The organism is Amycolatopsis sp. NPDC004378 (assembly GCF_053602455.1).
The window spans coordinates 36980-58980 of record NZ_JBSGDR010000011.1; the positions used below are offsets into that span (position 1 = coordinate 36980).

22 protein-coding genes are annotated in these 22001 nt (G+C 70.8%); 10 read left to right on the forward strand and 12 right to left on the reverse strand.

Annotated elements, in window-relative coordinates:
• Positions 1-7: 7 nt before the first annotated feature.
• The 7 genes from ACWEN0_RS28470 to ACWEN0_RS28500 all read left to right on the forward strand — a co-directional run bounded on the left by ACWEN0_RS28470 (position 8) and on the right by ACWEN0_RS28500 (position 6352).
• A complete protein-coding gene (locus ACWEN0_RS28470; RefSeq protein ID WP_451979950.1) occupies positions 8-1177 on the forward strand; it encodes a toluene hydroxylase in 1170 nt (389 codons plus the stop codon).
• Positions 1174-1545, forward strand: coding sequence for a propane 2-monooxygenase effector subunit MimD (gene mimD / locus ACWEN0_RS28475; RefSeq protein WP_451979953.1), 372 nt, complete (start codon positions 1174-1176; stop codon positions 1543-1545). The genes ACWEN0_RS28470 and mimD overlap by 4 nt, the downstream gene beginning before the upstream one ends.
• A 38-nt stretch (positions 1546-1583) precedes the next feature.
• The gene (locus tag ACWEN0_RS28480; protein ID WP_451979956.1) at positions 1584-2618 is read left to right on the forward strand and encodes an amidohydrolase family protein; all 1035 of its coding nucleotides are present in this window, start codon (positions 1584-1586) and stop codon (positions 2616-2618) included.
• Positions 2615-3325, forward strand: a complete 711-nt coding sequence (locus ACWEN0_RS28485) for an iron-sulfur cluster assembly protein (RefSeq protein WP_451979959.1) — start codon at positions 2615-2617, stop codon at positions 3323-3325. The genes ACWEN0_RS28480 and ACWEN0_RS28485 overlap by 4 nt, the downstream gene beginning before the upstream one ends.
• On the forward strand, positions 3322-4347 hold the full coding sequence (locus ACWEN0_RS28490) for an NAD(P)-dependent alcohol dehydrogenase (protein ID WP_451979962.1): 1026 nt from the start codon (positions 3322-3324) through the stop codon (positions 4345-4347). Before ACWEN0_RS28485 ends, ACWEN0_RS28490 begins: the two co-directional genes overlap by 4 nt.
• A gap of 10 nt (positions 4348-4357) precedes the next feature.
• Positions 4358-6049, forward strand: a complete 1692-nt coding sequence (groL, locus tag ACWEN0_RS28495; protein WP_451979964.1) for a chaperonin GroEL — start codon at positions 4358-4360, stop codon at positions 6047-6049.
• Between the two features lie 114 nt (positions 6050-6163).
• Positions 6164-6352 (forward strand): hypothetical protein, encoded by a 189-nt coding sequence (locus tag ACWEN0_RS28500; protein WP_257920466.1) that lies wholly within the window; start codon positions 6164-6166, stop codon positions 6350-6352.
• A gap of 4 nt (positions 6353-6356) precedes the next feature.
• Here the strand turns inward: ACWEN0_RS28500 and ACWEN0_RS28505 are convergent, their stop codons facing one another.
• The 3 genes from ACWEN0_RS28505 to rox form a co-directional block, all read right to left on the reverse strand.
• On the reverse strand, positions 6357-6959 hold the full coding sequence (locus ACWEN0_RS28505) for a hypothetical protein (protein WP_451979967.1): 603 nt from the start codon (positions 6957-6959) through the stop codon (positions 6357-6359).
• A gap of 71 nt (positions 6960-7030) precedes the next feature.
• Positions 7031-9187: an RNA polymerase recycling motor ATPase HelR gene (helR, locus tag ACWEN0_RS28510; protein ID WP_451979970.1), complete on the reverse strand. Its 2157-nt coding sequence runs from the start codon at positions 9185-9187 to the stop codon at positions 7031-7033.
• A gap of 31 nt (positions 9188-9218) precedes the next feature.
• Positions 9219-10646 carry a rifampin monooxygenase gene (rox, locus tag ACWEN0_RS28515; RefSeq protein ID WP_451979973.1) on the reverse strand — a complete coding sequence of 476 codons (1428 nt, stop codon included), beginning with the start codon at positions 10644-10646 and terminating at the stop codon, positions 9219-9221.
• A gap of 256 nt (positions 10647-10902) precedes the next feature.
• On the opposite strand from rox, the gene ACWEN0_RS28520 reads away from it, so the two are divergent.
• Positions 10903-11556, forward strand: coding sequence for an N-acetyltransferase family protein (locus ACWEN0_RS28520; RefSeq protein ID WP_451979976.1), 654 nt, complete (start codon positions 10903-10905; stop codon positions 11554-11556).
• Positions 11489-11995: an LmrA/YxaF family transcription factor gene (locus tag ACWEN0_RS28525; RefSeq protein WP_451979979.1), complete on the forward strand. Its 507-nt coding sequence runs from the start codon at positions 11489-11491 to the stop codon at positions 11993-11995. Before ACWEN0_RS28520 ends, ACWEN0_RS28525 begins: the two co-directional genes overlap by 68 nt.
• Here the strand turns inward: ACWEN0_RS28525 and ACWEN0_RS28530 are convergent.
• Genes ACWEN0_RS28530 through ACWEN0_RS28540 form a run of 3 tightly spaced genes read right to left on the reverse strand, consistent with a single transcriptional unit; the run spans position 11992 to position 14265 of the window.
• Positions 11992-12774: an SDR family NAD(P)-dependent oxidoreductase gene (locus ACWEN0_RS28530; protein ID WP_451979982.1), complete on the reverse strand. Its 783-nt coding sequence runs from the start codon at positions 12772-12774 to the stop codon at positions 11992-11994. The genes ACWEN0_RS28525 and ACWEN0_RS28530 overlap by 4 nt on opposite strands.
• 22 nt (positions 12775-12796) lie before the next feature.
• On the reverse strand, positions 12797-13780 hold the full coding sequence (locus ACWEN0_RS28535) for a glutathione S-transferase family protein (RefSeq protein ID WP_451979985.1): 984 nt from the start codon (positions 13778-13780) through the stop codon (positions 12797-12799).
• A gap of 8 nt (positions 13781-13788) precedes the next feature.
• A complete protein-coding gene (locus ACWEN0_RS28540) occupies positions 13789-14265 on the reverse strand; it encodes a MarR family winged helix-turn-helix transcriptional regulator (protein WP_451979988.1) in 477 nt (158 codons plus the stop codon).
• A gap of 108 nt (positions 14266-14373) precedes the next feature.
• Here ACWEN0_RS28540 and ACWEN0_RS28545 point away from each other — a divergent pair, with 108 nt between their 5' ends.
• On the forward strand, positions 14374-14931 hold the full coding sequence (locus ACWEN0_RS28545) for a YceI family protein (protein WP_451979991.1): 558 nt from the start codon (positions 14374-14376) through the stop codon (positions 14929-14931).
• A gap of 21 nt (positions 14932-14952) precedes the next feature.
• On the opposite strand, the gene ACWEN0_RS28550 is transcribed toward ACWEN0_RS28545, so the two are convergent.
• From ACWEN0_RS28550 to ACWEN0_RS28575, 6 genes are all read right to left on the reverse strand, one after another.
• Positions 14953-15558, reverse strand: coding sequence for a TetR/AcrR family transcriptional regulator (locus ACWEN0_RS28550; protein ID WP_451979993.1), 606 nt, complete (start codon positions 15556-15558; stop codon positions 14953-14955).
• 253 nt (positions 15559-15811) lie between these two features.
• Entirely contained in the window at positions 15812-17818 is a 2007-nt protein-coding gene (locus ACWEN0_RS28555; RefSeq protein WP_451979996.1) for a TIM-barrel domain-containing protein, read from the reverse strand.
• 9 nt (positions 17819-17827) lie between these two features.
• Entirely contained in the window at positions 17828-18631 is an 804-nt protein-coding gene (locus tag ACWEN0_RS28560; RefSeq protein ID WP_451979999.1) for a carbohydrate ABC transporter permease, read from the reverse strand.
• A complete protein-coding gene (locus tag ACWEN0_RS28565; protein ID WP_451980002.1) occupies positions 18628-19566 on the reverse strand; it encodes a carbohydrate ABC transporter permease in 939 nt (312 codons plus the stop codon). The genes ACWEN0_RS28560 and ACWEN0_RS28565 overlap by 4 nt, the downstream gene beginning before the upstream one ends.
• A complete protein-coding gene (locus ACWEN0_RS28570; protein ID WP_451980006.1) occupies positions 19563-20792 on the reverse strand; it encodes a sugar ABC transporter substrate-binding protein in 1230 nt (409 codons plus the stop codon). Before ACWEN0_RS28570 ends, ACWEN0_RS28565 begins: the two co-directional genes overlap by 4 nt.
• A 33-nt stretch (positions 20793-20825) precedes the next feature.
• Positions 20826-21833, reverse strand: coding sequence for a LacI family DNA-binding transcriptional regulator (locus ACWEN0_RS28575; RefSeq protein WP_451980009.1), 1008 nt, complete (start codon positions 21831-21833; stop codon positions 20826-20828).
• Positions 21834-22001 lie beyond the last annotated feature (168 nt).

The window sequence follows — 22001 nt, forward strand, 5'->3', positions numbered from 1 at the left end:
CGGATCCATGACAGCCACGCAAGAACGAAGCGTGCCCAAGCCGACGTTCACCGACGCCGAGGCGGGGGCCAAGGTCTTCCCGGACTCCACCGCCCGCCAGTACAACTACTTCACCCCGGCCAAGCGCAAGCAGAGCCACTACGAAGACGTCACCGTCGAGGTCCAGCCCGACCCGCGGCACTACCTGTCCCAGGGCTGGCTCTACGCCTTCGCCGACGGCCAGGGCGGCTACCCGCTGGAGTGGACCGCGCTGAAGGCGTGGGGCTCGGACCGGCCGGTGCCCGAGCGGAGCCCGGGATCCGGCGGCAAGGGCTACGACTGGCCGGCCCACGGCTGGCACGAGTTCCGCGACCCGAACGAGGAGTGGGAGCTCACCCTCTACCGCTACAACGCGAACGTGGTGCGCCAGCTCAACCAGAACATCGACGCCGCGCGCCAGGCCAAGGCGTTCGAGCAGTGGAACCGCAACTGGGTCGAGTTCGTGGCCAAGCACGTCGGCGCGTGGATGCACGTCGACCACGGCCTCGGCCTCTACCTGTACGCCAACGCCAACCGCCGCGCGCCGACGAACATGCACAACAACGCGATCTCGGTGAACAGCATGCACCGGATCCGTGCGGCGCAGGACCTGGCGCTGTACAACCTGACCCTGACCGAAGAGGTCGAGGGCTTCGACGGCACCGCGCACCTGGCGACCTGGGCCGAGGACCCGGCGTGGCAGGGCGTGCGGGAGACCGCCGAGCAGCTGACCGGGATCTGGGACTGGTGCGAGGCGATCTTCGCCGCGAACATCGTCTTCGAGCCGCTCGTCGGTGAGCTGTTCCGCAGCAACCTGGTGCAGCAGGCCGCTCCAGCCAACGGCGACTTCGTCACGCCGACGCTGATCGGGGCCGAGGAGTTCGACTTCTCCGAACGCGACCTCCGCTACACCAAGGCGATGTTCCACCTCCTGATCAACGACAAGGAGTTCGCCGGGCACAACCAGGCCCTGCTGCAGAAGTGGCTCGAGGACTGGGTCCCGAAGAGCATCGCCGCCGCCCGCGCGCTGCAGCCGCTGTGGTCGCAGCCCGACGCCAAGCCGATCCGGTTCGAGGACGGTCTCGACCGGGCGAAGAGCCGGTTCGCCGGAATCCTGTCCGAATTGGGCCTCAAGGCACCCGAGGAGCTGGGCCAGTGACCATCTTCAAGACGGCGGAAAGCCCGTACAAGGTCAACAACACCGCGTCCAACATGTGCGGTTTCACCCTGATGAACAACCAGGTCGGCGCGATCGTCGCCGAGGTGATGGGCGCCAAGGACAACGTCACCATCACGCCGCTGCCCTCGATGATCCGGGTCGACGCGGTCGGCCGCATGGACGTCGTCTACGCCGAGGTCGACGAGGCCGCCGGCGAGGAAGAGGGCTGGTTCAACGCGGCCGAGTTCGAGGAGAGCATGTCCACCCACTACGGGCGCATGATCCACGAAGACGACCGCACGATCATGTTCGCCAACCCGGAGGACGCGGCCGAGTACCTCGACTTCGACCTCAAGCCGCTCAAGTAATCCCGGGAAGCACTCGATCCCGCTCAGGAGGATCAACCATGTACGAAAAAGACGGCGAAAAGTATTTCGTGGTGGACGCCCACACCCACTTCTGGGACGCGAGCCCGGACAACTGGGTGGAGGGCCAGGAGGAATACGCCAAGGGCTGGATCGAGTGCTTCCACGCCTACCAGGGACTCGGCCCGAAGGAGACGCACTGGCCGATCGACCGGTTCCAGAAGTACTCCGAGGAACTGATGATGCACGACCTGTTCGAGGTCGGGCACGTCGACAAGGCCGTCTTCCAGCCGACGAACCTGCGGCAGTGGTACAAGACGGGCTTCAACACCACCGAGACCGACGGCGCGCTGGCCGCGAAGCACCCGGACAAGTTCCTGGTGAACACCACCTTCGACCCGCGTGAAGGCGACGCGGGGATGAAGGCCTTCGAAGAGCGCGTCAAGAAGTACGGCTGCAAGGGCGTCAAGCTCTACACGGCCGAGTGGCGCGGGGACTCGCGGGGCTGGAGTCTCAAGGACCCCGAAGCCGCGCGGTACCTCGAGAAGTGCGAGGAACTGGGCGTCACCAACATCCACATCCACAAGGGCCCGACGATCTGGCCGCTGGACAAGGACGCGTTCGACGTGTCCGATGTGGACTACGTGGCGACGAACTTCCAGGGCCTCAACTTCATCGTCGAGCACGTCGGCCTGCCGCGCATCGAGGACTTCTGCTTCATGGCCACCCAGGAGCGGAACGTCTACGCGGGGCTCGCCGTGGTGATCGGCGGCCTGATGCACGCCCGGCCGAAGTTCTTCGCGAAGGTCATGGGCGAGCTGATGTTCTGGCTCGGCGAGGACAAGCTGATCTTCGGCGCGGACTACGCCATCTGGGAACCCAAGTGGCAGGTCGAGGGCTTCGTCGACTGGAACATGCCCGCCGACGACGAGCTGTCGGACTTCCCGCCGCTGACGGTCGACCAGAAGAGGAAGATCCTCGGCCTGAACGCCGCGCGGCTGTACGGCATCGACGTGCCGAAGGAGCTGCAGATCGCGACGGAGTCGGTCGAACCCGTCGGCGTGCCGAACTCATGACGGCACTCGACGACCGGATCGTCCGCGCCGACCACGCCGCGGTGTGGTCGGCGCTGGGCACGGTCCGGGACCCCGAACTGGACGAGCCGCTCACCGACCTCGGGTTCGTGGCCCGCTGCGAGGTGAGCGCGGCGGGCCACGCCGTCATCCGGCTGCGGCTGCCGACCTACTTCTGCGCGCCCAACTTCGCGTTCCTGATGGTCGCGGACGCCTACGACGCCGTCGCCGGGGTGGCGGGCCTGACCGGGCTCGACATCAGGCTGGACGACCACTTCGCGTCCGACGCCATCAACCGCGGGGTGGCGGCGCGGCAGGGGTTCGTCGCGTCGTTCGACGGCGAGGCCGTCGACGAGCTCGACACGCTGCGCCACGACTTCGTGCGCAAGGCCGTGCTGGCCGGCACCGACCGCGTCTGCCGGTCGCTGGACGGCCGCGACCCGACGGCGCTGACCCTCGGGGACGTCCCGCCGAGTCCCGACCTGGACCGGCTGCGCGCCCGCCGTCACGAGCTCGGCCTGCCCGCCGGCGACGGCGACCCGCTGCTGCTCGACCCGGCGACCGGGCAGCCGGTCGCCCCCGCCGACGCGAAGCGTCACCTGGCCTTCGCGCGGCTGACCCGCACGAGCATGGAGGCCAACTCCGGGGTGTGCCGCGGCATGCTGCGCGCGCGGTACGCCCTGACCGCAGAAGAGGAGGGCACGGGATGAAGGCCGTGCGGCTGCAGAAGTACCACCGGCAACCGGTGATCGAAGAAGTGCCGGAGCCGCGCGCGACCGGGCCCTTCGACGTCGTGGTCAAGATCGGCGGCGCCGGCGTGTGCCGCACCGACCTGCACATCATCGAAGAGCAGTGGGCCGAGAAGTCCGGTGTCGCCCTGCCTTACACGATCGGGCACGAGAACGCGGGCTGGGTGCACGAGGTCGGCCCGGCGGTGTCCAATGTGGAGGTCGGCGACACGGTCATCCTGCACCCGACGCCGACGTGCGGGCTCTGCCACGCCTGCCGCGCGGGCGACGACATGCACTGCCCGAACGGGAGCTTCCCGGGCATCGACTCCGACGGCGGCATGGCCGAGTACCTGCTGACCTCGGCGCGGGCGTGCATCAAGCTCGACCCGTCGACCCAGCCGGAAGACGTCGCCGCCCTGGCCGACGCGGGCATCACCGCCTACCACGCGGTGCGCAAGGCCGTCCCGCTGCTGTACCCGGGCACCACCTGCGTCGTCAACGGCGCCGGCGGCCTCGGGCACATCGGCATCCAGTCGCTCAAGGCGCTGACCGCGACCCGCGTGATCGTGGTGGACCGCAACGGCGACGCGCTGAAGCTGGCGGCCGAGCTGGGTGCCGACGAGACCGTGCTGGGCGACGGCAAGCAGGTCGACGCGGTGCTCGACCTGACCGGCGGCAACGGCGCGGAGGTCGTGCTCGACTTCGTCGCCGAGCAGGGCGCCCAGCAGGACGCCTTCGCGATGACGCGCCGGGCCGGCTCGCACTTCGTCATCGGCTACGGCAGCAACATCGACATCCCGACCATCGACATCATCTCCACCGAGCGCAACGTCATCGGCAACCTGGTCGGCACCTACAACGACCTGGTGGAGCTGATGGTGCTCGCCCAGGCCGGGAAGGTCACCCTGCACACGAAGAAGTACCCGCTGGACGCGGCTCTCGACGCACTGGCCGACCTCGACGCCGGTCGCGTGCGCGGTCGGGCCATCCTCACCCCCTAGGAGCAGGAACATGGCGAAGGAACTGCGGTTCGGCTCGGACGCCCGCGACCTGCTGCTGGCGGGTGTGGACAAGCTGGCCGAAGCGGTCAAGTCCACGTTGGGGCCGAAGGGCCGCAACGTGATCATCGAGAAGATCACCGGTTCGCCGGTGGTCACCAACGACGGCGTCACGATCGCCCGCGAGATCCACCTGAAGAACCAGTTCGAGAACATGGGCGCGCAGCTGGTCAAGGAAGCGGCGATCAAGACCAACGACGTCGTCGGCGACGGCACCACCACGGCCACCGTGCTGGCCCAGGCGATCGTCCGCGAAGGTATGCGGGCCATCGAGCGCGGCGGCAACCCGGTGCTCGTCAAGCGCGGCATCGACCACGCGGTCGGGCTGCTCGTGGCACACCTGGAGAAGCAGGCGCACCCGGTGGTGTCCGAACAGGACTACGCGCGGGTCGCGGCGATCTCGGCCAACGACGACGACGCGGTCGGCGCCGTCATCGCGAAGGCCCTGCACACCGTCGGCGACGGCGGGGTGGTGACGGTCGAGGAGTCGCCGTCGATCGGGATGAGCGTCGACTTCGTCGAGGGCTTCGAGTTCGACAACGGCTACCTCTCGCCGTACCTGGTCACCGACCCGGGCCGGCTGGAGGCCGTGCTCGACGACCCGTACATCCTGATGTGCGCGGAGAAGATCACCAAGGTGCAGCAGCTGATGCCGTTGCTGGACAAGGTGATGCGGGCGCCGCGGCCGCTCGTCGTGATCGGGGAGACGGTCGAGGGCACGGCGTTGTCCATGCTGGTGCACAACCACATGAACGGCACGTTCCAGTCGGTCGCCGTCCGCGCGCCCGGCTTCGGCGACCGGCGGCTGCACAAGCTGGAGGACCTCGCCGCGATCGTCGGCGGCTCGGTGCTCTCGCGGCAGTCCGGGTTCACCATGGAGACGATGACGCTGGAGCACCTCGGCCGGGCCAAGCAGGTGCGCGTCACGGAGAACACCACGACCGTCGTGGGCGGCGCCGGCTCGGCCGACGCCGTCGAGTTCCGGGTGGGGCAGCTGCGCGCGGAGCTGGAGCGCGCGCAGTTCGGCGTCGACGAGGACGTGCTCACCGAGCGGATCGGCGCCCTGACCGGCAAGGTCGCGGTGGTGCGCGTCGGCGCGGCCACCCCGGCCGAGCTCAAGGAACTGCAGCACCGCGTCGAGGACGCCCTGTCCGCGACCCGGGCGGCGATGGCCGAAGGCATCGTGGCCGGCGGGGGAGCGGCGCTCCTGCACGCCGAGAAGGCCCTGGAAGGCCTGGGGCTGGACGGTGACCAGGCGATCGGGGTCGAGATCGTCCGGCGCGCGCTGCCGGAGCCGGCGTTCCTCATCGCCCACAACGCGGGCCACCCGGCGCACGAGATCGTCGCGCGCACCCGCGAGCTGGGCGACGACGAAGGCTTCGACGCCCTGCACGACCGCTACGGCGACATGATCGCGCTCGGCGTCGTGGACCCGCTGCGGGTGTGCCGCTCGGCGGTGCAGAACGGCGCGTCGGTCGCGGGCCTGCTGCTCACCACGAACTCGCTGATCGCCGAGGAACAGACCCCGTGGGGTGGCAGCCCGGCGCTGATGACCGAGTTCGGCCCGCTGGACGAAGGCCTGCACCAGCCGTCGCCGGACGCGAGCACGCCGCAGTCCCTCGGGATGGGCCCCTCCGTGGGCTGAGCACTCGTCCGCCCGGCCCCGCGGAGAACCGGAGGTCCCCTCACCGGCGTCCTGAGCCCCGGTGGGGGGACCTTCGCGTCGCGTGCGGCCGCGTTCGGTGCCACCCTGGAGATCATGACGCACTACGTTCTCGCGCAGACGCTGGCGACTGTCGGGGAGTTCGAGGCGAAGGGCTTCCTCGGCACGGTGGGCAAGATCGCCGCGGCGACGGTGATCTTCTTCATCGCGATCGGCCTGGTCGTCGGCTTGCTCCTGGGGTTCTTCATCGGCCGCTCGGTGGGACGGCGGCAAGGCCCGCGCTGACCACTCACGACGGGGTCAGGCCGTGGCGCGCCAGTTCGTGGCCCGCCAGGGTCTCGATGGTGTCCCGGTCGCGCTGCCGCCAGCCGGTCGCGATCTCGCCGGCGTTCGCCAGGCGGCGCAACGGCTGGGTCGCCAACGCGCGCAGCGCCAGCAGGTCCATCCCCTCGTCGCCCAGGGCTCGCAGCCGCGCGGCCGCCGTGGCGCGGCGGGTGAAGTGCCAGCGCAACGGCAGCCACGTGACGACGAGCGTCAGCACCGGCAGCGCGATGATGATCGCCGCCATCCACCACGCGATGCTCTCCACCGCTTCGATCTGCCACCGGCCCGAGTCGACGAGCTTGGTGCCGACGTCCGATCCGCCGTGCAGGGCCTTCGCGAGCGCGTCCCCGACGAGCGGGATGCCGCCCGCGGTGGTGGCCGCGTTGTCGAACGTGCCGCGCAGCCCGGTTCCGGCGTCGACGAGCCCGTCGCCGGGCGCCCGCAGCTTCATCACCTCGTCGTGGACCGAAGTCGCCAGCCACACCGCGAAGACCACGAGCAGCAGGGCGAGCAGGTCGCTGACGAGCTGGGCGGTACGGCGGATCGGCCGTTCGGCGTAGAGCTGCATCGGGACGCCTTTCGCGGTGGGGAAGCGCGGGCGCCCGCAACGTACCCGCGCTCCCGCCCGGCGAACCGTGCCTACTGCCGGACCACCTCCGCGAGCCCGTGCAGCGCGGCCCGCAGCGGGCCTTCGTGCAGCACGCCGAGCCGCTGGGTGGCCCGGGTGAGCGCGACGTAGAGGTCCGCCGCGCTTTCGGCGAGGATCGCGGCCGGGTCCACCACCAGGACGGCGTCGAACTCCAGGCCCTTCGTCTCCGACGCCGGCACCGTGCCCGGCACCCCGGGCGGCCCGATCACGATGCTCGTGCCCTCCCGGCCGGCTTCGTCCGCGGTGAACTCCTCGATGGCCGGCTCGAGTTCGTCCCCGGTGACCAGCCGGGACCACGGCCGGACCCCGCACGCGCGCACCGACTCCGGCGGCGTGACGTCCGGCGCGAACTCGGCGAGCACCGCGGCGGCGACCGCCATGATCTCCGCCGGGGTGCGGTAGTTGACCGTCAGCTTGCGGTACACCCACCGGTCCGCGACGTACGGCTTCAGCATCGTGTCCCACGCCCGCGCCCCGGCCTCGGACCGGCGCTGGGCGAGGTCGCCCACCACCGTGAACGACCGGCCGGGACAGCGCCGCATCAGCACCCGCCAGTCCATTTCGGACAGTTCCTGGGCCTCGTCGACCACGACGTGCCGGTAGGTCCAGTCGCGGTCCGCCGACGCCCGCTCGACCAGCGTCCGGGTGTCGGCCTCGACGAACCGCTCGGCCAGGTCCTCGGCGTAGAGCAGGTTTTCGGCCGAGAGCATGACGTCCTCGTCCATCTCCTCGCGGTCGAGCTTCATCGTCTGGAAGACGCCCTCGGCGTACTCCGCCTCGGCCTTGCGCACCCGGGCTTCGGCCCGCTCGGCGGCCTTGTCCGCCGTCTTGTCGTGACCCAGGAGGTCGACCAGCTCGTCGAGCAGCGGCACGTCCGACACCGTCCACGCGGCACCGTCGGCCCGGAACAACGCCGAATCCTTCGGCGCGGCCGAGTAGAACGACGCCAGCAGCTCCTCCGGCGTCAGGAGCGGCCACAGCTCGTCGATCGTGGCCGTGAACTTCTCGTCGCCGGCGAGGTCGGCGAGCAGGCCCTTGCGCATGCTCTCCCACTCGTCCTTGTCGTCGCGGCTGAGCCAGCCCTTCCCGATCCGGCCGATCGCGCGTTCGGTGAGCACGTACGTGACGATCTCGGTGAACACCGCGCGCGCCTCGTTGTGCGGCAGACCGCTGTCGCGCGCTTCCTGCCGCGCCCACTCCGCCGTCTCGGCGTCGATCCGCACGGTGACGTCCTTGAGCACGACCGGCACCGGCTCGGCCGGCAGCCGCTGCCGGTCGGCGACCGCCGCCTTGAGCACGTCGAGGACCTTCAGCGACCCCTTGAGCCGCGCGGCTTCCGGGGTGTCCTCGGTGGTGACGTGCAGGCCCGGGACGAGGTCGCCGGTGGTCGTGAACACGACGTCGGTCTCGCCCAGCGACGGCAGGACGCGCCCGATGTGGTTCAGGAACGCCGGGTTCGGCCCGACGACGAGCGCGCCGTGCCGCTCCATCCGCTCTCGCTGGGTGTAGAGCAGGTACGCGACGCGGTGCAGCGCCACGACCGTCTTCCCGGTGCCCGGGCCGCCCTCGATCACCAGCACGCCCGGGTGGTCGAGCCGGATGATCTCGTCCTGCTCCGCCTGGATCGTGGCGACGATGTCCCGCATGCCCTCGCCGCGAGGCGCGTTGACGGCCGCGAGCAGCGCCGCGTCACCCTGCGCGTCGCCGCCCGGCCGGCCCAGGTCCTCGTCGGTGAAGCCCAGCACGCTCCGCCCGCGCGTGTGGAACTGGCGACGCCGGCGCATGTCCTCCGGGTTCGCGCCGGTCGCGGTGTAGAACGGGCGCGCCGCCGGTGCCCGCCAGTCGAGCAGCACCGGCCGGTACTCGTCGTCGGTGTCGAACAGGCCGATGCGCCCGATGTAGGACCGCTCGCCCGAGACGGCGTCCAGCCGCCCGAAGCACAGCCCGTTGTCGACGACGTCCAGCCGCTTCACCTGCCGGCCGAGCGCGCGCACGCCGACGTCGCGTTCCATGGCGCCGACGCCCTTGCCGCCCAGCGCCGCCTCGTATTCGCCCTTGACCCGCGCGCGCTCGGCGTCGAGCCGCGCGTACAGCCCGGCGACGTAGTCGCGTTCGGACTCCAGTTCCGCTTCGTACCCCTGTGTCACATTCCCTCTTCGTTGTCCCGCAACAGTTTCCTCAGGCAGTGGGTGCCCCGAACCACTTCCGCAGCGCGCCCGGCAGCCCCGCCGCGTCCTCGCCGGTCCACACGACGTGGCCGTCGGGCCGCAGCAATGCCGCCGGCACGTCCAGTTCCTCGCTGACGTCGACGACGTGGTCGACGCGGTCCTCCCAGCCCGCGGCCGAAAGCGAGCCGGTCTGGTCGAGCAGCAGCCCGCGGCCCGCGTGCATCAGCCCGTAGAGCCGGCCCTGCTTCAGCTCGACGTCCCGCAGCCGGCGGCCCAGCAGCGGGTGGCCCTCGCCGAAGTCGTAGCGGATCCCGATCGCGATGATCTTCTCGGTCAGGTAGCGGTTGACCTCGTCGAACTCCATCAGCTCGGCGATGAGCCGCCGGGTGGCCCGCGGGCCGGGCTCCACCTGCATCAGCTGCATCTGCGCCCGGGTGTTGTTCAGGACGTCCTCGGCCACCGGGTGGCGTTCGGCTTCGTAGGTGTCCAGCAGGCCCTCCGGTGCCCAGCCGGTGACCTCGGCCGCCAGCTTCCAGCCGAGGTTGAACGCGTCCTGGACGCCGAGGTTGAGCCCCTGCCCGCCGGTGGGCGGGTGGATGTGCGCCGCGTCCCCGGCGAGCAGCACGCGGCCGGCCCGGTACCGCTCGGCCTGCCGGGTGGCGTCGCCGAAGCGCGACAGCCAGCGCGGCGAGTGCACGCCGAAGTCGGTGCCCGCGACCTTCCGCAACTGCACCTTGACCTCGTCGAGGGTCGGCGCGGTCCGCCGGTCCTCGGCGACGCCCTCGGCGGGCACGCCGACGCGGTAGGTGCCGTCGGGCAGCGGCATGAAGCCGAACCGCTTCTGGGTCTTGCGGACCTCGATGTTCGCGGCCTCGATCTCCTCCCGCGAGGCGGTCACCTCCACCTCGCCCAGCAGCGACTCGATCCGGCTGGGCTCGCCGGGGAAGCCGACGCCGAGCAGCTTCCGCACGGTGCTGCGGCCGCCGTCGCAGCCGACGAGGAACCGGGCCCGCTCGGTCGTGCCGTCGGCCAGTTCGACCGTGACGCCCTCGTCGTCCTGGCTCAGCCCGGTCACCTCGCCACCGCGCCGGATTTCGGCGCCGGCCTCGACCGCGTGCTCGGTCAGCAGCCGGTCGATGACGGGCTGGTGGATGCCGAGGGTGTACCCGTGCGCGGTGTCGAGCCGCTCGGGCGACGGCTTCGGAATCCCGGCGAAGAAACCCCCGACCGGGTACTTCGTGCCCAGCTCCAGGAACCGCTCCAGCAGCCCCCGCTGGTCCATGACCTCGATGCTGCGCGCGTGCAGCCCGAGCGCGCGGACGACCTTCGTCGGCTCCGCGTCCCGTTCCAGCACGAGCACGCCCACGCCGTGCAGCCGCAGCTCGGCCGCCAGCATCACGCCCGTCGGACCGCCACCGGCGATGATCACGTCGAACAAGAAGACCCCCTTGAATCACCCGCGTTTGCGCAGGTAGTGGCTACGGCCGAGAATTGTGCGGCATCACGGGGGTCTTGCCGCAAGCCCGGGGGTGCGCTATACGTTAGACATGGAGGGGAGTGGTTTTCCTCCCTCCGGCCTCCGGGACGTTCTCCCAGATCCAGCCCTCGATACCACGCTCCGCCTCTTGCCGTGCCCGCGATCTATGACAGCCGTCATAGTGTGCTTCGCGTCGCACTGTGCTGTCATGGGAGTCATGACAGCTGTCATAGAAATCCGGGAGCTGGGTGCCCGCCCGGCCGACCGGGAGTGCGTCGCCGCGCTGGTCGCGGCCTGCTCGCCGGAGAGCCTCCGGCTGCGGTTCCTGATGGGCGGCCCGGCCGAGCCGGGCGAGATCTTCCGGCGCTACGAGCGGTTCCTGCTCGCCGGATCGCCCGCCCTGCTGGCCACCCGGAACGGCGTGCCCGTGGGGTTGCTCAACTTCGCCGCCCCGGCTCCGGGGGAAGCCGAGATCGGCATCCTCGTCGCCGATCCCTGGCAGCGGCAGGGGATCGGCAGTGCGCTGACGCGGTGGCTGTGGGCGTCGGGCCGGTTCCCGGGCTGGACGGTCCGCGCCACCGTGCGCGCCGGCAACACCGGCGCCGAAGCGCTGCTGCGGCGCCAGGGGTTCCGGCCGGTCCCGGCGTACGAACGCGGCGAGCGCGACTTCGCGCTGGTCGTCCCCGACTGGGCTACCATGACGGACGTCATGAAGGAGGCAGCCGATGACCCGGACGCCGCGCGAGCGGATGGTGCTGAGCGCCGCGCAGCTGGTGCGGATCCACGGTGTCGGGGCGACCGGCATGCGGGACGTGGTCGCGCACGCCGAAGCCCCGCGGGGGTCCCTGCAGCACTACTTCCCGGGCGGTAAGGACCAGCTGATCGCCGAAGCGGTGGCGTGGGCCGGGGACTACGCGGCCCGCCGTGTCGCGCGGATGGCGGCGAAGCTCGAGGACCCGACGCCGGGGAAGCTGTTCGAGGCGATGGCCGCGCAGTGGCGCGACGAGTTCACGGCGCAGGGTTTCGACGCGGGCTGCCCCCTGGTGGCGACGGTCGCGGACACGGCGGCGACGAGCGAGAGCCTGCGTGAAGCGGTCGGCAAGGCTTTCGAGGGCTGGCAGCGTCCGGTGGCTTCGACACTGGAGGAGCTGGGCGTGCCGGCTGCGCGGAGCATGTCGTTGGCGGTGCTCATGCTGAGCGCGTTGGAAGGCGCGATCGTCCTGGCGCGGGCCCACCAGGACGTCGCACCACTGGACACGGTGGTCACCGAGCTGCGGCCGTTGCTCGACGGTGCCGTGGTCCCGAACTAGGTGTGCGTGCCGCCGTCGATGCGGATTTCCGTGCCGGTGATGAACTTGCCGTCGTCGGAGGCCAGCATCGCCACCACGCCCGCCACCGTCTCCGGGCCGGCCACCGGGTTGCCGACCTCCGTCGTGTGGTCGGTCGGCAGGATCGGCAGCAGGCGGCCGAACAGCGAGACGTCGATGTCCTGCGGCAGCCAGCTCAGCGCCGAGTCCGTGATGCCGCTCTTCACGCTGCCCGGCGCGATGCTCACCGCGCGCAGGCCCTGCTTGCTGTACTCCAGCGCCAGCGAGTGCGTGAACGCCTGGATGCCGCCCTTGCTCGCGCAGTAGGCCGCCATGTACGGGTGGGCGAACGACGCCGACGTCGAGCTGAAGTTGACCACCACGCCGTTCTCGGAGGCGAGCAGGGCCGGCAGCGCCGCGCGCGTCACCAGGAACGTGCCCGTCAGGTTGACCGCCAGCACCCGGTTCCACAACTCCAGCGACGTCTCGTGCGTGTGCGACGCCAGCAGGATCCCCGCCGCGTTGACCACCACGTCGAGCCCGCCGAGGACCTCGGCCGCCGAGGCCACTCCGGCCGCCACGGACTCCTCGTCGGCCACGTCCATGGCGAACGAAACCAGGCCCGGGGGACCGGCGGCCGCCTGGGTGTCCTCGAGGCCCGCTTCCGAGACGTCGGTCGCGACGACGCGCGCCCCTTCGTCCAGCAGGCGCAGGGTGGTGGCCCGGCCGATGCCGGAACCGGCACCGGTGACCAGGATTCGGCGATCGCGCAGGCGGTCCATGGCGATCACCGTAGCCAAGAACCTACAGCGCGGGCACCCGCTCTTCGGCGGGCGGCGGGCCCGGCGGGGTGCCGTCGCCGAACGGGCGGCCGCCCAGCTCCTCCCGGTGGTGCGGGGTCAGCCAGCCCGAAACGTCCGGTCCCAGCGGCACGATCCCCGTCGGGTTCACGTTCTTGTGCACCACGTAGTAGTGCTCCTTGATCTGCGGGAAGTCGATCGTGTCGCCGAACCCGGGCGTCTGGAACAGGTCGCGCGTGTAGGCCCACAGCACCGGCAGCTCGGTGAGCTTCTGCCGGTTGCACTTGAAGTGGCCGTGGTAGACCGCGTCGAAGCGGACGAGCGTGGTGAACAGCCGGACGTCGGCCTCGGTGATCGTGTCGCCGACGAGGTACCGCTGGTCCGCGAGCCGCTCCGAAAGCCAGTCCAAGCGCGCGAACAGCTTCCGGTAGGAGTGCTCGTACGCTTCCTGTGAGCGTGCGAAGCCGCACTGGTACACCGCGTTGTTGACGTCGGTGAACACCTTCTGCGCGACGTCGTCGATCTCGTCGCGCAGCTTCTCCGGGTACAGCTCGGGCGCGCCCTCGCGGTGGTAGGCCGTCCACTCGGTGGACATGTCCAGCGTCATCTGCGCGAAGTCGTTGGTGACGACCTTCCCGCTGGGGACGTCGACGAACGCCGGCACCGTGATGCCGCGCGGGTACTCCGGGTCGCGCTTGAAGAACGCCTCCTGAAGCCGCTCGATGCCCAGCACCGGGTCACGGCCGTCCGGGTCGAGGTCGAAGCTCCAGCTCCGCTCGTCGTGCACCGGCCCGGCGATGCCCATCGACAGCACCGGCTCCAGGCCGAGCAGCCGCCGGACGATCACCGCGCGGTTCGCCCACGGGCAGGCCCGCGCCACGATCAGCCGGTACCGGCCCGGCTCGACCGGCCAGCCGTCGCGGCCGTCGGCGGTGATGCGGTCCGGGATGTAGTTCAGGTCGCGCTCGTATTCGCCCTTGTCGCTCATCGGCGTCCTCAGCAGTCGTCGGTCGGGGGAGTGGCGTCCAGCGCCGCGGCCAGCTTGGCCAGCACCGGCCCGGCCGTGCGGATGTCTTCGGTGCTCAGGTGGTCGAACACCGAAGCCCGCGCACGGGCGAGGTGGCCCGGGTAGGCCGCCTCCAGTCTGGCCAATCCCGCGGCGGTCAGCACGGCGTTGGACGCGCGGCCGTCTTCGGGGCACTTGCGCTTCTCGACCAGGCCGCGACGGGTGAGGTCGTCGACGACCCGGCTGATCCGGCTCAGGGACAGCCCGGTCGTCGCCGCCAGCGCCGAGATGCGCAGCAGGTTGTCCGGCGCCTCGGACAGCGCGACGAGCACCCCGTAGTCGGTGATCCCCAGGCCCGTCTCGGCCAGGAACTGGTCCTCGAGCGCGCGCGGCAGCGCGGTCGTGACGCGCATCAGCGCTCGCCAGAACGGAGCCTCGTCGCGATCAAGCGCGTACCGTTCACCCATACAGGCGAGTCTAGCGAAAGCTTGCTTGCGCAACCAGTGAAAGTGAGTACAGTGTCGTTGAACCCTCAATTACTTGGGGGCGCCACCACGAGGAGATGACGTAGAGCCATGACCAGCGCGACCACCTACCCCCAGCTGACCGGTGAGTACACCCTGGACGCCGCCCACTCGCGGATCGGGTTCGTCGCCCGGCACGCCATGGTGACCAAGGTGCGCGGCAGCTTCAACGAGTTCACCGGCACCGCCAAGATCGACGGCGAGGCGCCGGAGAAGTCGTCCGCTCAGGTGACCATCCAGGCCAACAGCATCGACACCCGCAACGCCGACCGCGACGGTCACCTGAAGAGCAACGACTTCCTGTCGATGGACGAGTACCCGCAGATCACCTTCACCTCGACCGAGATCAAGCAGACCGGCGAGACGAGCTTCGACGTGACCGGCGACCTGACGATCAAGGACGTCACCCGCTCGATCACCATCCCGTTCGAGTTCGAGGGCTCGGCCAAGGACCCGTTCGGCAACGACCGGATCGGCTTCGAGGGCTCGACCGTGATCAACCGCAAGGACTACGGCGTGACCTGGAACGCCGCGCTCGAGACCGGCGGCGTGCTGGTCAGCGACAAGGTCACCCTCGAGTTCGAGATCTCCGCGATCAAGAACGCCTGACTTCGGGAGCGGGAGCCGGGCTCAGCGCCGGCTCCCGCTCGCCCGCAGGTTCTCGATCCCGACGTCGAGCGCCGCTTCGAGGTGCTCGATGCCGCCCGTCGAGAGCATCACCACCACGCCGCCCTGCAGACCCGCCAGCAGGGCGGCCGCTGTGCGTCCGGCGTCCAGTCCGGGGCTCACCTCGCCCTTGTCCTGCAGCCGGCGGATCCCGGCTTCGAGCTCGTTCTGCCAGCTGCGCAAGAGCTCCGTCACCACGGCCTGCGCACCCGGCGTCGCGCGCCCCAGCTGGGAAATCAGGACGTTGAGCGGGCAGTACTGCCCGCGCTCGCGGTAGTGCGAGACGACCGTGTCCCGCCAGCGCCGCCAAGCCGCCCACGAGTTCAGCTCGCCCAGCTGCGGCTGCTGGGCCGCCATCACCTGGGTCGCCTCGAACCGCGCCACCGCCAGCAGGAGCTCTTCCTTGCCTTCGGGGAAGTAGTGGAACAGCTGGCTCTTGCTGGTGCCGGTGCGCGCCCGGACGTCGTCGAGCGTCGTGACGGCCACGCCGTGCTCGCGGATCCGGGCCGCCGCGCCTTCGATGATCCGCTGCCGCGTCGCGGCGCCCTTCGGGGTCAGCTTTGGACTCACAGGTCCACTTTAATTCAGCGTCGCCGCGGTGCGCCCGGACGCGACAACCCCGGCATGTCCCCTTCACGCCGTTCCCGGCCCTCGCGCTCATGTGCAGCAGCTCGGCTGCCGGTGGAACGACCGGCGAGCGTGGCAGGCCGAGCTGTGGGGACTCCTGCTGAAGCCCGTACGGACGTCTACGCGGTGCGCCCTTGGCCGCCGGGCTGGGCGCTCGGCCCTTCGCGGCCGCTTGCGCCAGGCGAGTGGGCCGATCTCATTCCGGAGCGGTGATCGGCAGATTCGCGCCGTCACGGAGGAACACCGGGATCCGCTCGGCTGGGGCGGGCGCGTCGACCCACGTTCCGCCTTCGTGGCGCGAGCCGGTCACCGCGTCCGTCCACACGGCACCGGAGGGCAGGTGGACGCGGCGGGCAGTGACCCCCGGCGCGAGCACCGGCGCCACCAGCAGGTCCGGCCCGAGCAGGAACTGGTCGGAGACCTCCCACGCCCCGGCGTCCGCGGGGAAGTCGACGAACAGCGGCCGCATCGGGGGCACGCCCTGCTCGTGCGCCACCCGCATCTGGGTCATCAGGTACGGCCGCAGCCGCTCCCGCAGCCGCAGGGAGGCCGAAATCGCGGCGTACGCGGACGCCCCGAAGGACCAGACTTCGTTGGGCCCGCCCGTCATCGACGGCCCGAACGGCGGCCGCGGGTCGCGGAAGCCGTGCAGGCGGAACAGCGGGCAGAACACGCCGTACTGGAACCACCGGACCAGCAGCTCCCGGAACTCCGGCGAGTCCGGATCGCCGCCGTGGAAGCCGCCGATGTCCGTGGTCCACCAGGGGATCCCGGCCACCGCCACGTTCAGCCCGGCCCGGACCTGCGCCCGCAGCGACGCCCACGTCGCCGGGATGTCGCCCGACCAGAGCGCCGCGCCGTACCGCTGGCTCCCGGCCCACGCCGAGCGCGAAAGCAGCACCACTTCGTCGTCGCCTTCGGCGCGGATGCCGTCGTGGAACGTCTGGGCGTTGGCCTGGGGGTAGAGGTTGACCACCTCCGCGCCCGGGCCGGCGTGGAAGCCGAGGTTGTGCGGGTGGCCGGGCTGGATCTCCGGCTCGTCGCCGTCGAGCCACCACGCGCGGACGCCCAGGTCGTAGTAGTTCTCCTTGACCTTCGCCCAGACGAACTGCCGTGCGGCGGGGTTCGTCGGGTCGTAGAACGCGACGGGCATCTCGACGTCGAAGCCCTTGTCCCGCCACGGCGCGTGGGCCGGGACGCCGCTCTCGGCGGCGACCAGCAGGCCCCGCTCGTGCAGCTCGCGGTAGTTCGACGACAGCGGGCTCACCGACGGCCACACCGACACCATCAGCTTGACGCCCAGCTCGTCCAGCTCCCGCACCAGCGCCGCCGGGTCCGGCCATTCGGCGGGGTCGAACCGCCAGTCGCCGAGGTGCGTCCAGTGGAAGAAGTCCGCGACGATCACCGACAGCGGCAGCCCGCGCGCGTGGTACTCGCGGGCGACCGCGAGCAGCTCGTCTTGGGTGCGGTACCGCAGCTTCGACTGCCAGAACCCGGCCGCCCACTCCGGCAACATCGGGGCGTACCCCGTCGCGTCGGCGTAGTGGCCGAGGATCTCGCGCGGGCCGTCGCCGGTGGTGACCCAATAGTCGAGCTGACGCGCGTCGTCGGCGACCCAGCGGGTGCCGTTGGCGGCCAGCTCGACCCGGCCGACCGCGGGGTTGTTCCAGAGGAACCCGTAGCCGCGGCTGGAGAGCAGGAACGGCACCGACACCTCGGCGTTGCGCTGTACCAGGTCGAGGACCAGGCCCTTCTGGTCGAGCCGGCCGTGCGTGTGCTGGCCGAGGCCGTAGAACCGCTCGTCGTCGTAGGCGGTGAACCGCTGTTCGAGCCGGCCGTAGCCGTTGCGCGAAGGCATGAACAGCCGCGCGCCGGGCCACCAGAAGTGCGCGCGCTGCTCGGACAGCAGCTCCTCGCCGGTGTCGGTCCGGACGAACGTCAGCTGCGCGTCGATGCCCGTGTCGGTGTCGGCGATCTCGACGACGACGGTGAGCGCGCCGTTGACCACCCGGCCGGTGCGGCCTTCGGCCGACGCCGTCGCCGCCGAGGGCTTCGCGGGCAGCAGGGCCCCCGGGACGTCGTCGAGGATCCGGTGCCGTCCCGCGCGCACGCGCAGGCTGCCGTCGCCCCACGGCTCGACGCGCAGCACCTCGTGCCGCACGGTCACTTCGAGCGAGCGGCCGTCTTCGGTCGTGGCGATCACGCGGTCTCCTTAGTCTTTGACGGCGCCGCTGGTCAGCCCGGCGACGACGTACCGCTGGGCGACGACGAGCAGGACGGCCGCGGGGATCGCGGCGAGGACGGCGGTGGCCATGATCCCGTTCCAGTCGGCGGACTGGTTGCCGACGAATCGGTAGATGCCCACCGTGACGGGTTCGAACGACTGCCCGGTGGTGAGGGTGACGGCGAACAGGAAGTCCGCCCAGGCGAACAGGAACGCGAACAGCCCGGCCGTCACGAGCGCGTTGCGGCTGACCGGGAGGACGATCGAGAAGAACGTCCGCCAGTGCCCGGCACCGTCCACCCGGGACGCTTCGGTCAGCTCTCGCGGCACGGAGATCATGAACGCGCGCAACAGGAGCACGGCGAACGGGATGGTCGCGGTCGAGTCGGCGAGGACCAGCCCGAGGTAGTTGTCGATCAGGCCGAGGTTGCCGAACACGGTGTAGAGCGCGTTGGCCATCACGATGCCCGGGATCATCTGCACGATGAGCAGCACGAACACCAGCACCGGGCCGCCGCGGACCTTGAGCTGCGCCAGCGCGTAGGACGCGGGCGCGGCGATCGCCAGCGACACGACCACCGTGCCGAGCGCGACGACGACGCTGGAGAGCAGGTGCGGGCCTTGGGAGGACAACGCCTTCCGGTAGCCGTCCAGGGTGCCGCCGACCGGGAAGAACGCCGGGTCCGGGCGCAGGAGCGCGCCGCTGGGCTGCAGCGACGCGTTGACCATCCAGTACAGCGGGAACAGCAGGACCGCGACGATCAGGACGCCGAAGACCGTCCGGGCCTTCACGACGCCGCCTCGGCCAGCGTCGCCTTCGCCGAACGCAGGTAGAGCAGCCCGAACACCGTCGCGACGACGATGAGGACGTTGCCGACCGCCGCGCCCTGGCCGAACGCGAAGTCCTGGAACGACAGCCGGTAGGACCACGTGGTGAGCGTCTGGGTCGCGTTGGCCGGCCCGCCGCCGGTGACGACCATGATGACGTCGAACACCTTGATCGTGTAGACCAGCCCGAGCATGAGCACGATCCCGGTGACCGGCCGCAGCAGCGGCCAGGTGATGTGCCGGAACCGCTGCCACGCGCCCGCGCCGTCCAGCGACGCGGCTTCGTAGAGCGTCGCCGGGATCGCGCGCAGCCCGCCGTGCAGGATGACGAGGTTGAACGGGATGCCGATCCAGACGTTGGTGAGGATCACCGCGGGCAGCGCCCAGCTCGTGCTGCTCAGCCACGGCACCGCGTCGAGGCCCAACAGGCGCAGGGCCGCGTTCAGCACGCCGTGGTCCTGGTCGAACATCCACCGCCAGACCGCGCCGCTCACCACCAGCGGCAGCAGCCACGGCAGCAGGAGCAGCGAGCGCAGCAGGGAGCTGCCGGGGAACCGGCCGCTGAAGAACACCGCGAGCGCCAAGCCGAGGCCGAACTGGAAGACGAGCGACCCGGCGGTGAACAGGACGGTGGTGAGCGCGGCCGTCGAGAACAGGGGGTTGTCGAAGACGGCCGAGTAGTTGGCGAAGCCGACGAAGGGCGCTTCGCCGGTGTAGAACGACTTGACCGTGTAGTTCTGGGTGCTCATCACGACGTTCGCGGCCAGGGGATAGCCGAAGAACACCGCGAGGTAGGCCAGCGCGGGCAGCAGGAACAGCCAGGCGGCGAACCGGTTGTCCCGCTGGGGTTTCCGGCCGGCGCGGGGTGGGGCCGCGACGGCCGGGGCGGCCAGCGTCACGACCCGCTCGCTTGCTGGGCCGCCTTCAGGGCCTGGTCGGCCGGCTGCTTCCCGGTCAGCGCCGCCTGGATCGCGTCGGCCAGCGCCTGCGAGACCTTCGGGTACTTCTCGCCGAGTTCGGCGGTGCGGGAGCGGGCCGAGCCGACCTCGTCGACGAACGCCTGCATCGCCGGCTGCTCGGCGCCGAACTTCGTGGCCGCGGCCGTCTTCGACGGGACGTAGGCGTGCGCCTTGCTCCACTGCAGCATCGTCGGCTCGGACAGGATGCAGGAGAGCACCTTCCCGGCGGCCTGCTGCGCCGGCCCGCTGGTGACGGGCACGGTCCCGACCTCGCCGCCGAGCGCGACCACCGGCTTCGCGCCCGCCTGCGGCACCGGGATCGGCACGACGCCGTAGTGCAGCGACTTCTGCTCGTCGAGCCGGGCCAGGTTCCACGACCCGTTGACCATCATCGCCGCGTTGCCCGCGACGAACTGGTCCGCGACGTCGTTCTGGTTCCAGGTCACCACGGACTTGGACGCCGAGCCGGAGTTCACGAGGTCCGTGACGAATCGAAGCGCTTTCACGGCCTGCGCGGAGTCCACTTGCGACAGTTCCGCGCCGGTGCTCCAGAAGAACGGGAGGAACTGCCAGGTGCCCTCTTCGGACGGGATCGCCGAGAACGCGAGGCCGTACTTGCCGTCCTTGGTGAGCTTCGCCGCGGCGGCCTTCAGCTCGTCCCACGTCCGGGGTGGCTGGACCCCGGCCGCGGCCAGGAGGTCCTTATTGTAGATCAGCGCGAGGCCGTTGACGCCGGGGGCGACGCCGTACACCTTGCCCTGGTAGGTCCCGGCCTTCACGATGCTGTCGAAGTACCCCTCGGTGGTGATGCCGTAGCCGTCGAGGGGAGTCAGCGCGCCGGTGGCGGCGACCTGCTGCAGCGTCGGGTTGTCGGTGAAGAGCAGGTCGGGCAGCGTTTTCGAGCTCGCGCCCTGCAGCACCTTCGGCAGCATCTGCGCGGTCGGCACGGTCTGCCGCTCGACCTTGATGCCGGTCTGCGACGCGCAGGCGTCGAGGATCTTCTGCCACGCCGCGGAACCCTGCTCGTCGGCGTAGTAGTCGAGCTCGGTGATGGACGACGCGGGCGCGGCACCCGAGCCGACCGGCGGGGTGGCGGGGCTGGGGCTGCAGGCGGCGGCGAGCGCGGCGCTCGCGGCCAGGACGAGGGCGCGACGGGGTAGGGACATGGTGATCCTCCTTCGGCGCTGGAGCAGAACCGGTCAGGCGCGCGGCGCGGCGGTGCTGGCGCGCCGGGTGAGGCGGGGCCCGAGCAGCCGGACCTCCGGGGTGGTGTGGCCGGCGAGCCGGCGCACGGTCATCTCGACGGCCTGGGCCCCGACCTCCTCGGCCGGGATCGCGACGGTGGTCAGCGCGACCGGGTGCTGCTCGGCCATGGTGTCCGGGCAGACCGCGACGACGGAGATGTCCTCGGGCACCCGCAGGCCGCGGTGGCGCAGGTCGGAGAGCAGCCCGGGCAGGACGGCCTCGTTGTGCACGACCAGGCCCGTCAGATCCGGGTCTGCGGCGAGCAGCTCGTCGAGGCAGGCGCTCACCGCTTCGTAGGAGTGGGCGCACGGCCGGTTGGTCGCGCGGACGTCGTGGCTCTTCGCGGCATCGTCGAACCCGCGCAGGAACCGGGTCGCGTAGCTCGTGCCGCGCCGGTAGACGGCGGGGGAGGGGCCGATCAGCGCGATCGAGCGGTGGCCGAGCTCGGCCAGGTGCGCGACGCACGCCGAACCGGCGGCGGTGAAGTCCAGGTCCACGCAGCTCAGCCCGGCCGGGTGGTCGGGCACGCCGATGAGCACCACCGGCCGGTCGAGCGCGATGAGCATCGGCACCCGCGGGTCGGCGGCTTCGACGTCCATCACCATCAGCGCGTCGGCGATCGCCGACGACGCCACCCGCTGCAGCGCGGCGGGTCCTTCGTCCTTCGTGAGCAGGAGCAGGTCGTGGTCGTGCGCGCGGGCCGCGGTGACCGCCGAGGCGACGAACTCCATCACGACGGCGACGTTGAGGTCCGTGCGCAGCGGCACGACGAGGGCCAGCACGTTCGTCTTGCTGCTGGCGAGGGCCCGGGCCCCGGCGTGCGGGTGGTACCCGAGCTTGCGGATACTCTCCTCGACCAGCCGGCGGGTCTTCGGCGAGATCGAGCGCTTGCCACTGATCACGTAGGACACCGTGCTCGGTGCCACGCCCGCCGCCGTGGCGACGTCGTTGATCGTGACCACGGGCGGCCTCCTGGGGACGGTGCGAGCAGAGGTTGTCGAAGCGCATCGACGGTGGCACGAAGGTAAGTGACGGACGGCCGGAACACAAGCGTGATTTACCGTCCGCGAATATTCGATTCCCCTTCGACGAGCACCACCTCCGTCGAAACTTTCGAACGTCCCTGATGG

What these genes read in the sequence shown, in the direction of transcription:
- ACWEN0_RS28470 (WP_451979950.1), top strand. Translation starts at nt 8, where the DNA reads ATGACAGCCACGCAAGAACGAAGCGTGCCCAAGCCGACGTTCACCGAC.
- ACWEN0_RS28480 (WP_451979956.1), top strand. Translation starts at nt 1,584, where the DNA reads ATGTACGAAAAAGACGGCGAAAAGTATTTCGTGGTGGACGCCCACACC.
- ACWEN0_RS28485 (WP_451979959.1), top strand. Translation starts at nt 2,615, where the DNA reads ATGACGGCACTCGACGACCGGATCGTCCGCGCCGACCACGCCGCGGTG.
- ACWEN0_RS28490 (WP_451979962.1), top strand. Translation starts at nt 3,322, where the DNA reads ATGAAGGCCGTGCGGCTGCAGAAGTACCACCGGCAACCGGTGATCGAA.
- groL (WP_451979964.1), top strand. Translation starts at nt 4,358, where the DNA reads ATGGCGAAGGAACTGCGGTTCGGCTCGGACGCCCGCGACCTGCTGCTG.
- ACWEN0_RS28500 (WP_257920466.1), top strand. Translation starts at nt 6,164, where the DNA reads ATGACGCACTACGTTCTCGCGCAGACGCTGGCGACTGTCGGGGAGTTC.
- ACWEN0_RS28505 (WP_451979967.1), bottom strand. Translation starts at nt 6,959, where the DNA reads ATGCAGCTCTACGCCGAACGGCCGATCCGCCGTACCGCCCAGCTCGTC.
- ACWEN0_RS28520 (WP_451979976.1), top strand. Translation starts at nt 10,903, where the DNA reads ATGACAGCTGTCATAGAAATCCGGGAGCTGGGTGCCCGCCCGGCCGAC.
- ACWEN0_RS28525 (WP_451979979.1), top strand. Translation starts at nt 11,489, where the DNA reads ATGCGGGACGTGGTCGCGCACGCCGAAGCCCCGCGGGGGTCCCTGCAG.
- ACWEN0_RS28530 (WP_451979982.1), bottom strand. Translation starts at nt 12,774, where the DNA reads ATGGACCGCCTGCGCGATCGCCGAATCCTGGTCACCGGTGCCGGTTCC.
- ACWEN0_RS28535 (WP_451979985.1), bottom strand. Translation starts at nt 13,780, where the DNA reads ATGAGCGACAAGGGCGAATACGAGCGCGACCTGAACTACATCCCGGAC.
- ACWEN0_RS28540 (WP_451979988.1), bottom strand. Translation starts at nt 14,265, where the DNA reads ATGGGTGAACGGTACGCGCTTGATCGCGACGAGGCTCCGTTCTGGCGA.
- ACWEN0_RS28545 (WP_451979991.1), top strand. Translation starts at nt 14,374, where the DNA reads ATGACCAGCGCGACCACCTACCCCCAGCTGACCGGTGAGTACACCCTG.
- ACWEN0_RS28570 (WP_451980006.1), bottom strand. Translation starts at nt 20,792, where the DNA reads ATGTCCCTACCCCGTCGCGCCCTCGTCCTGGCCGCGAGCGCCGCGCTC.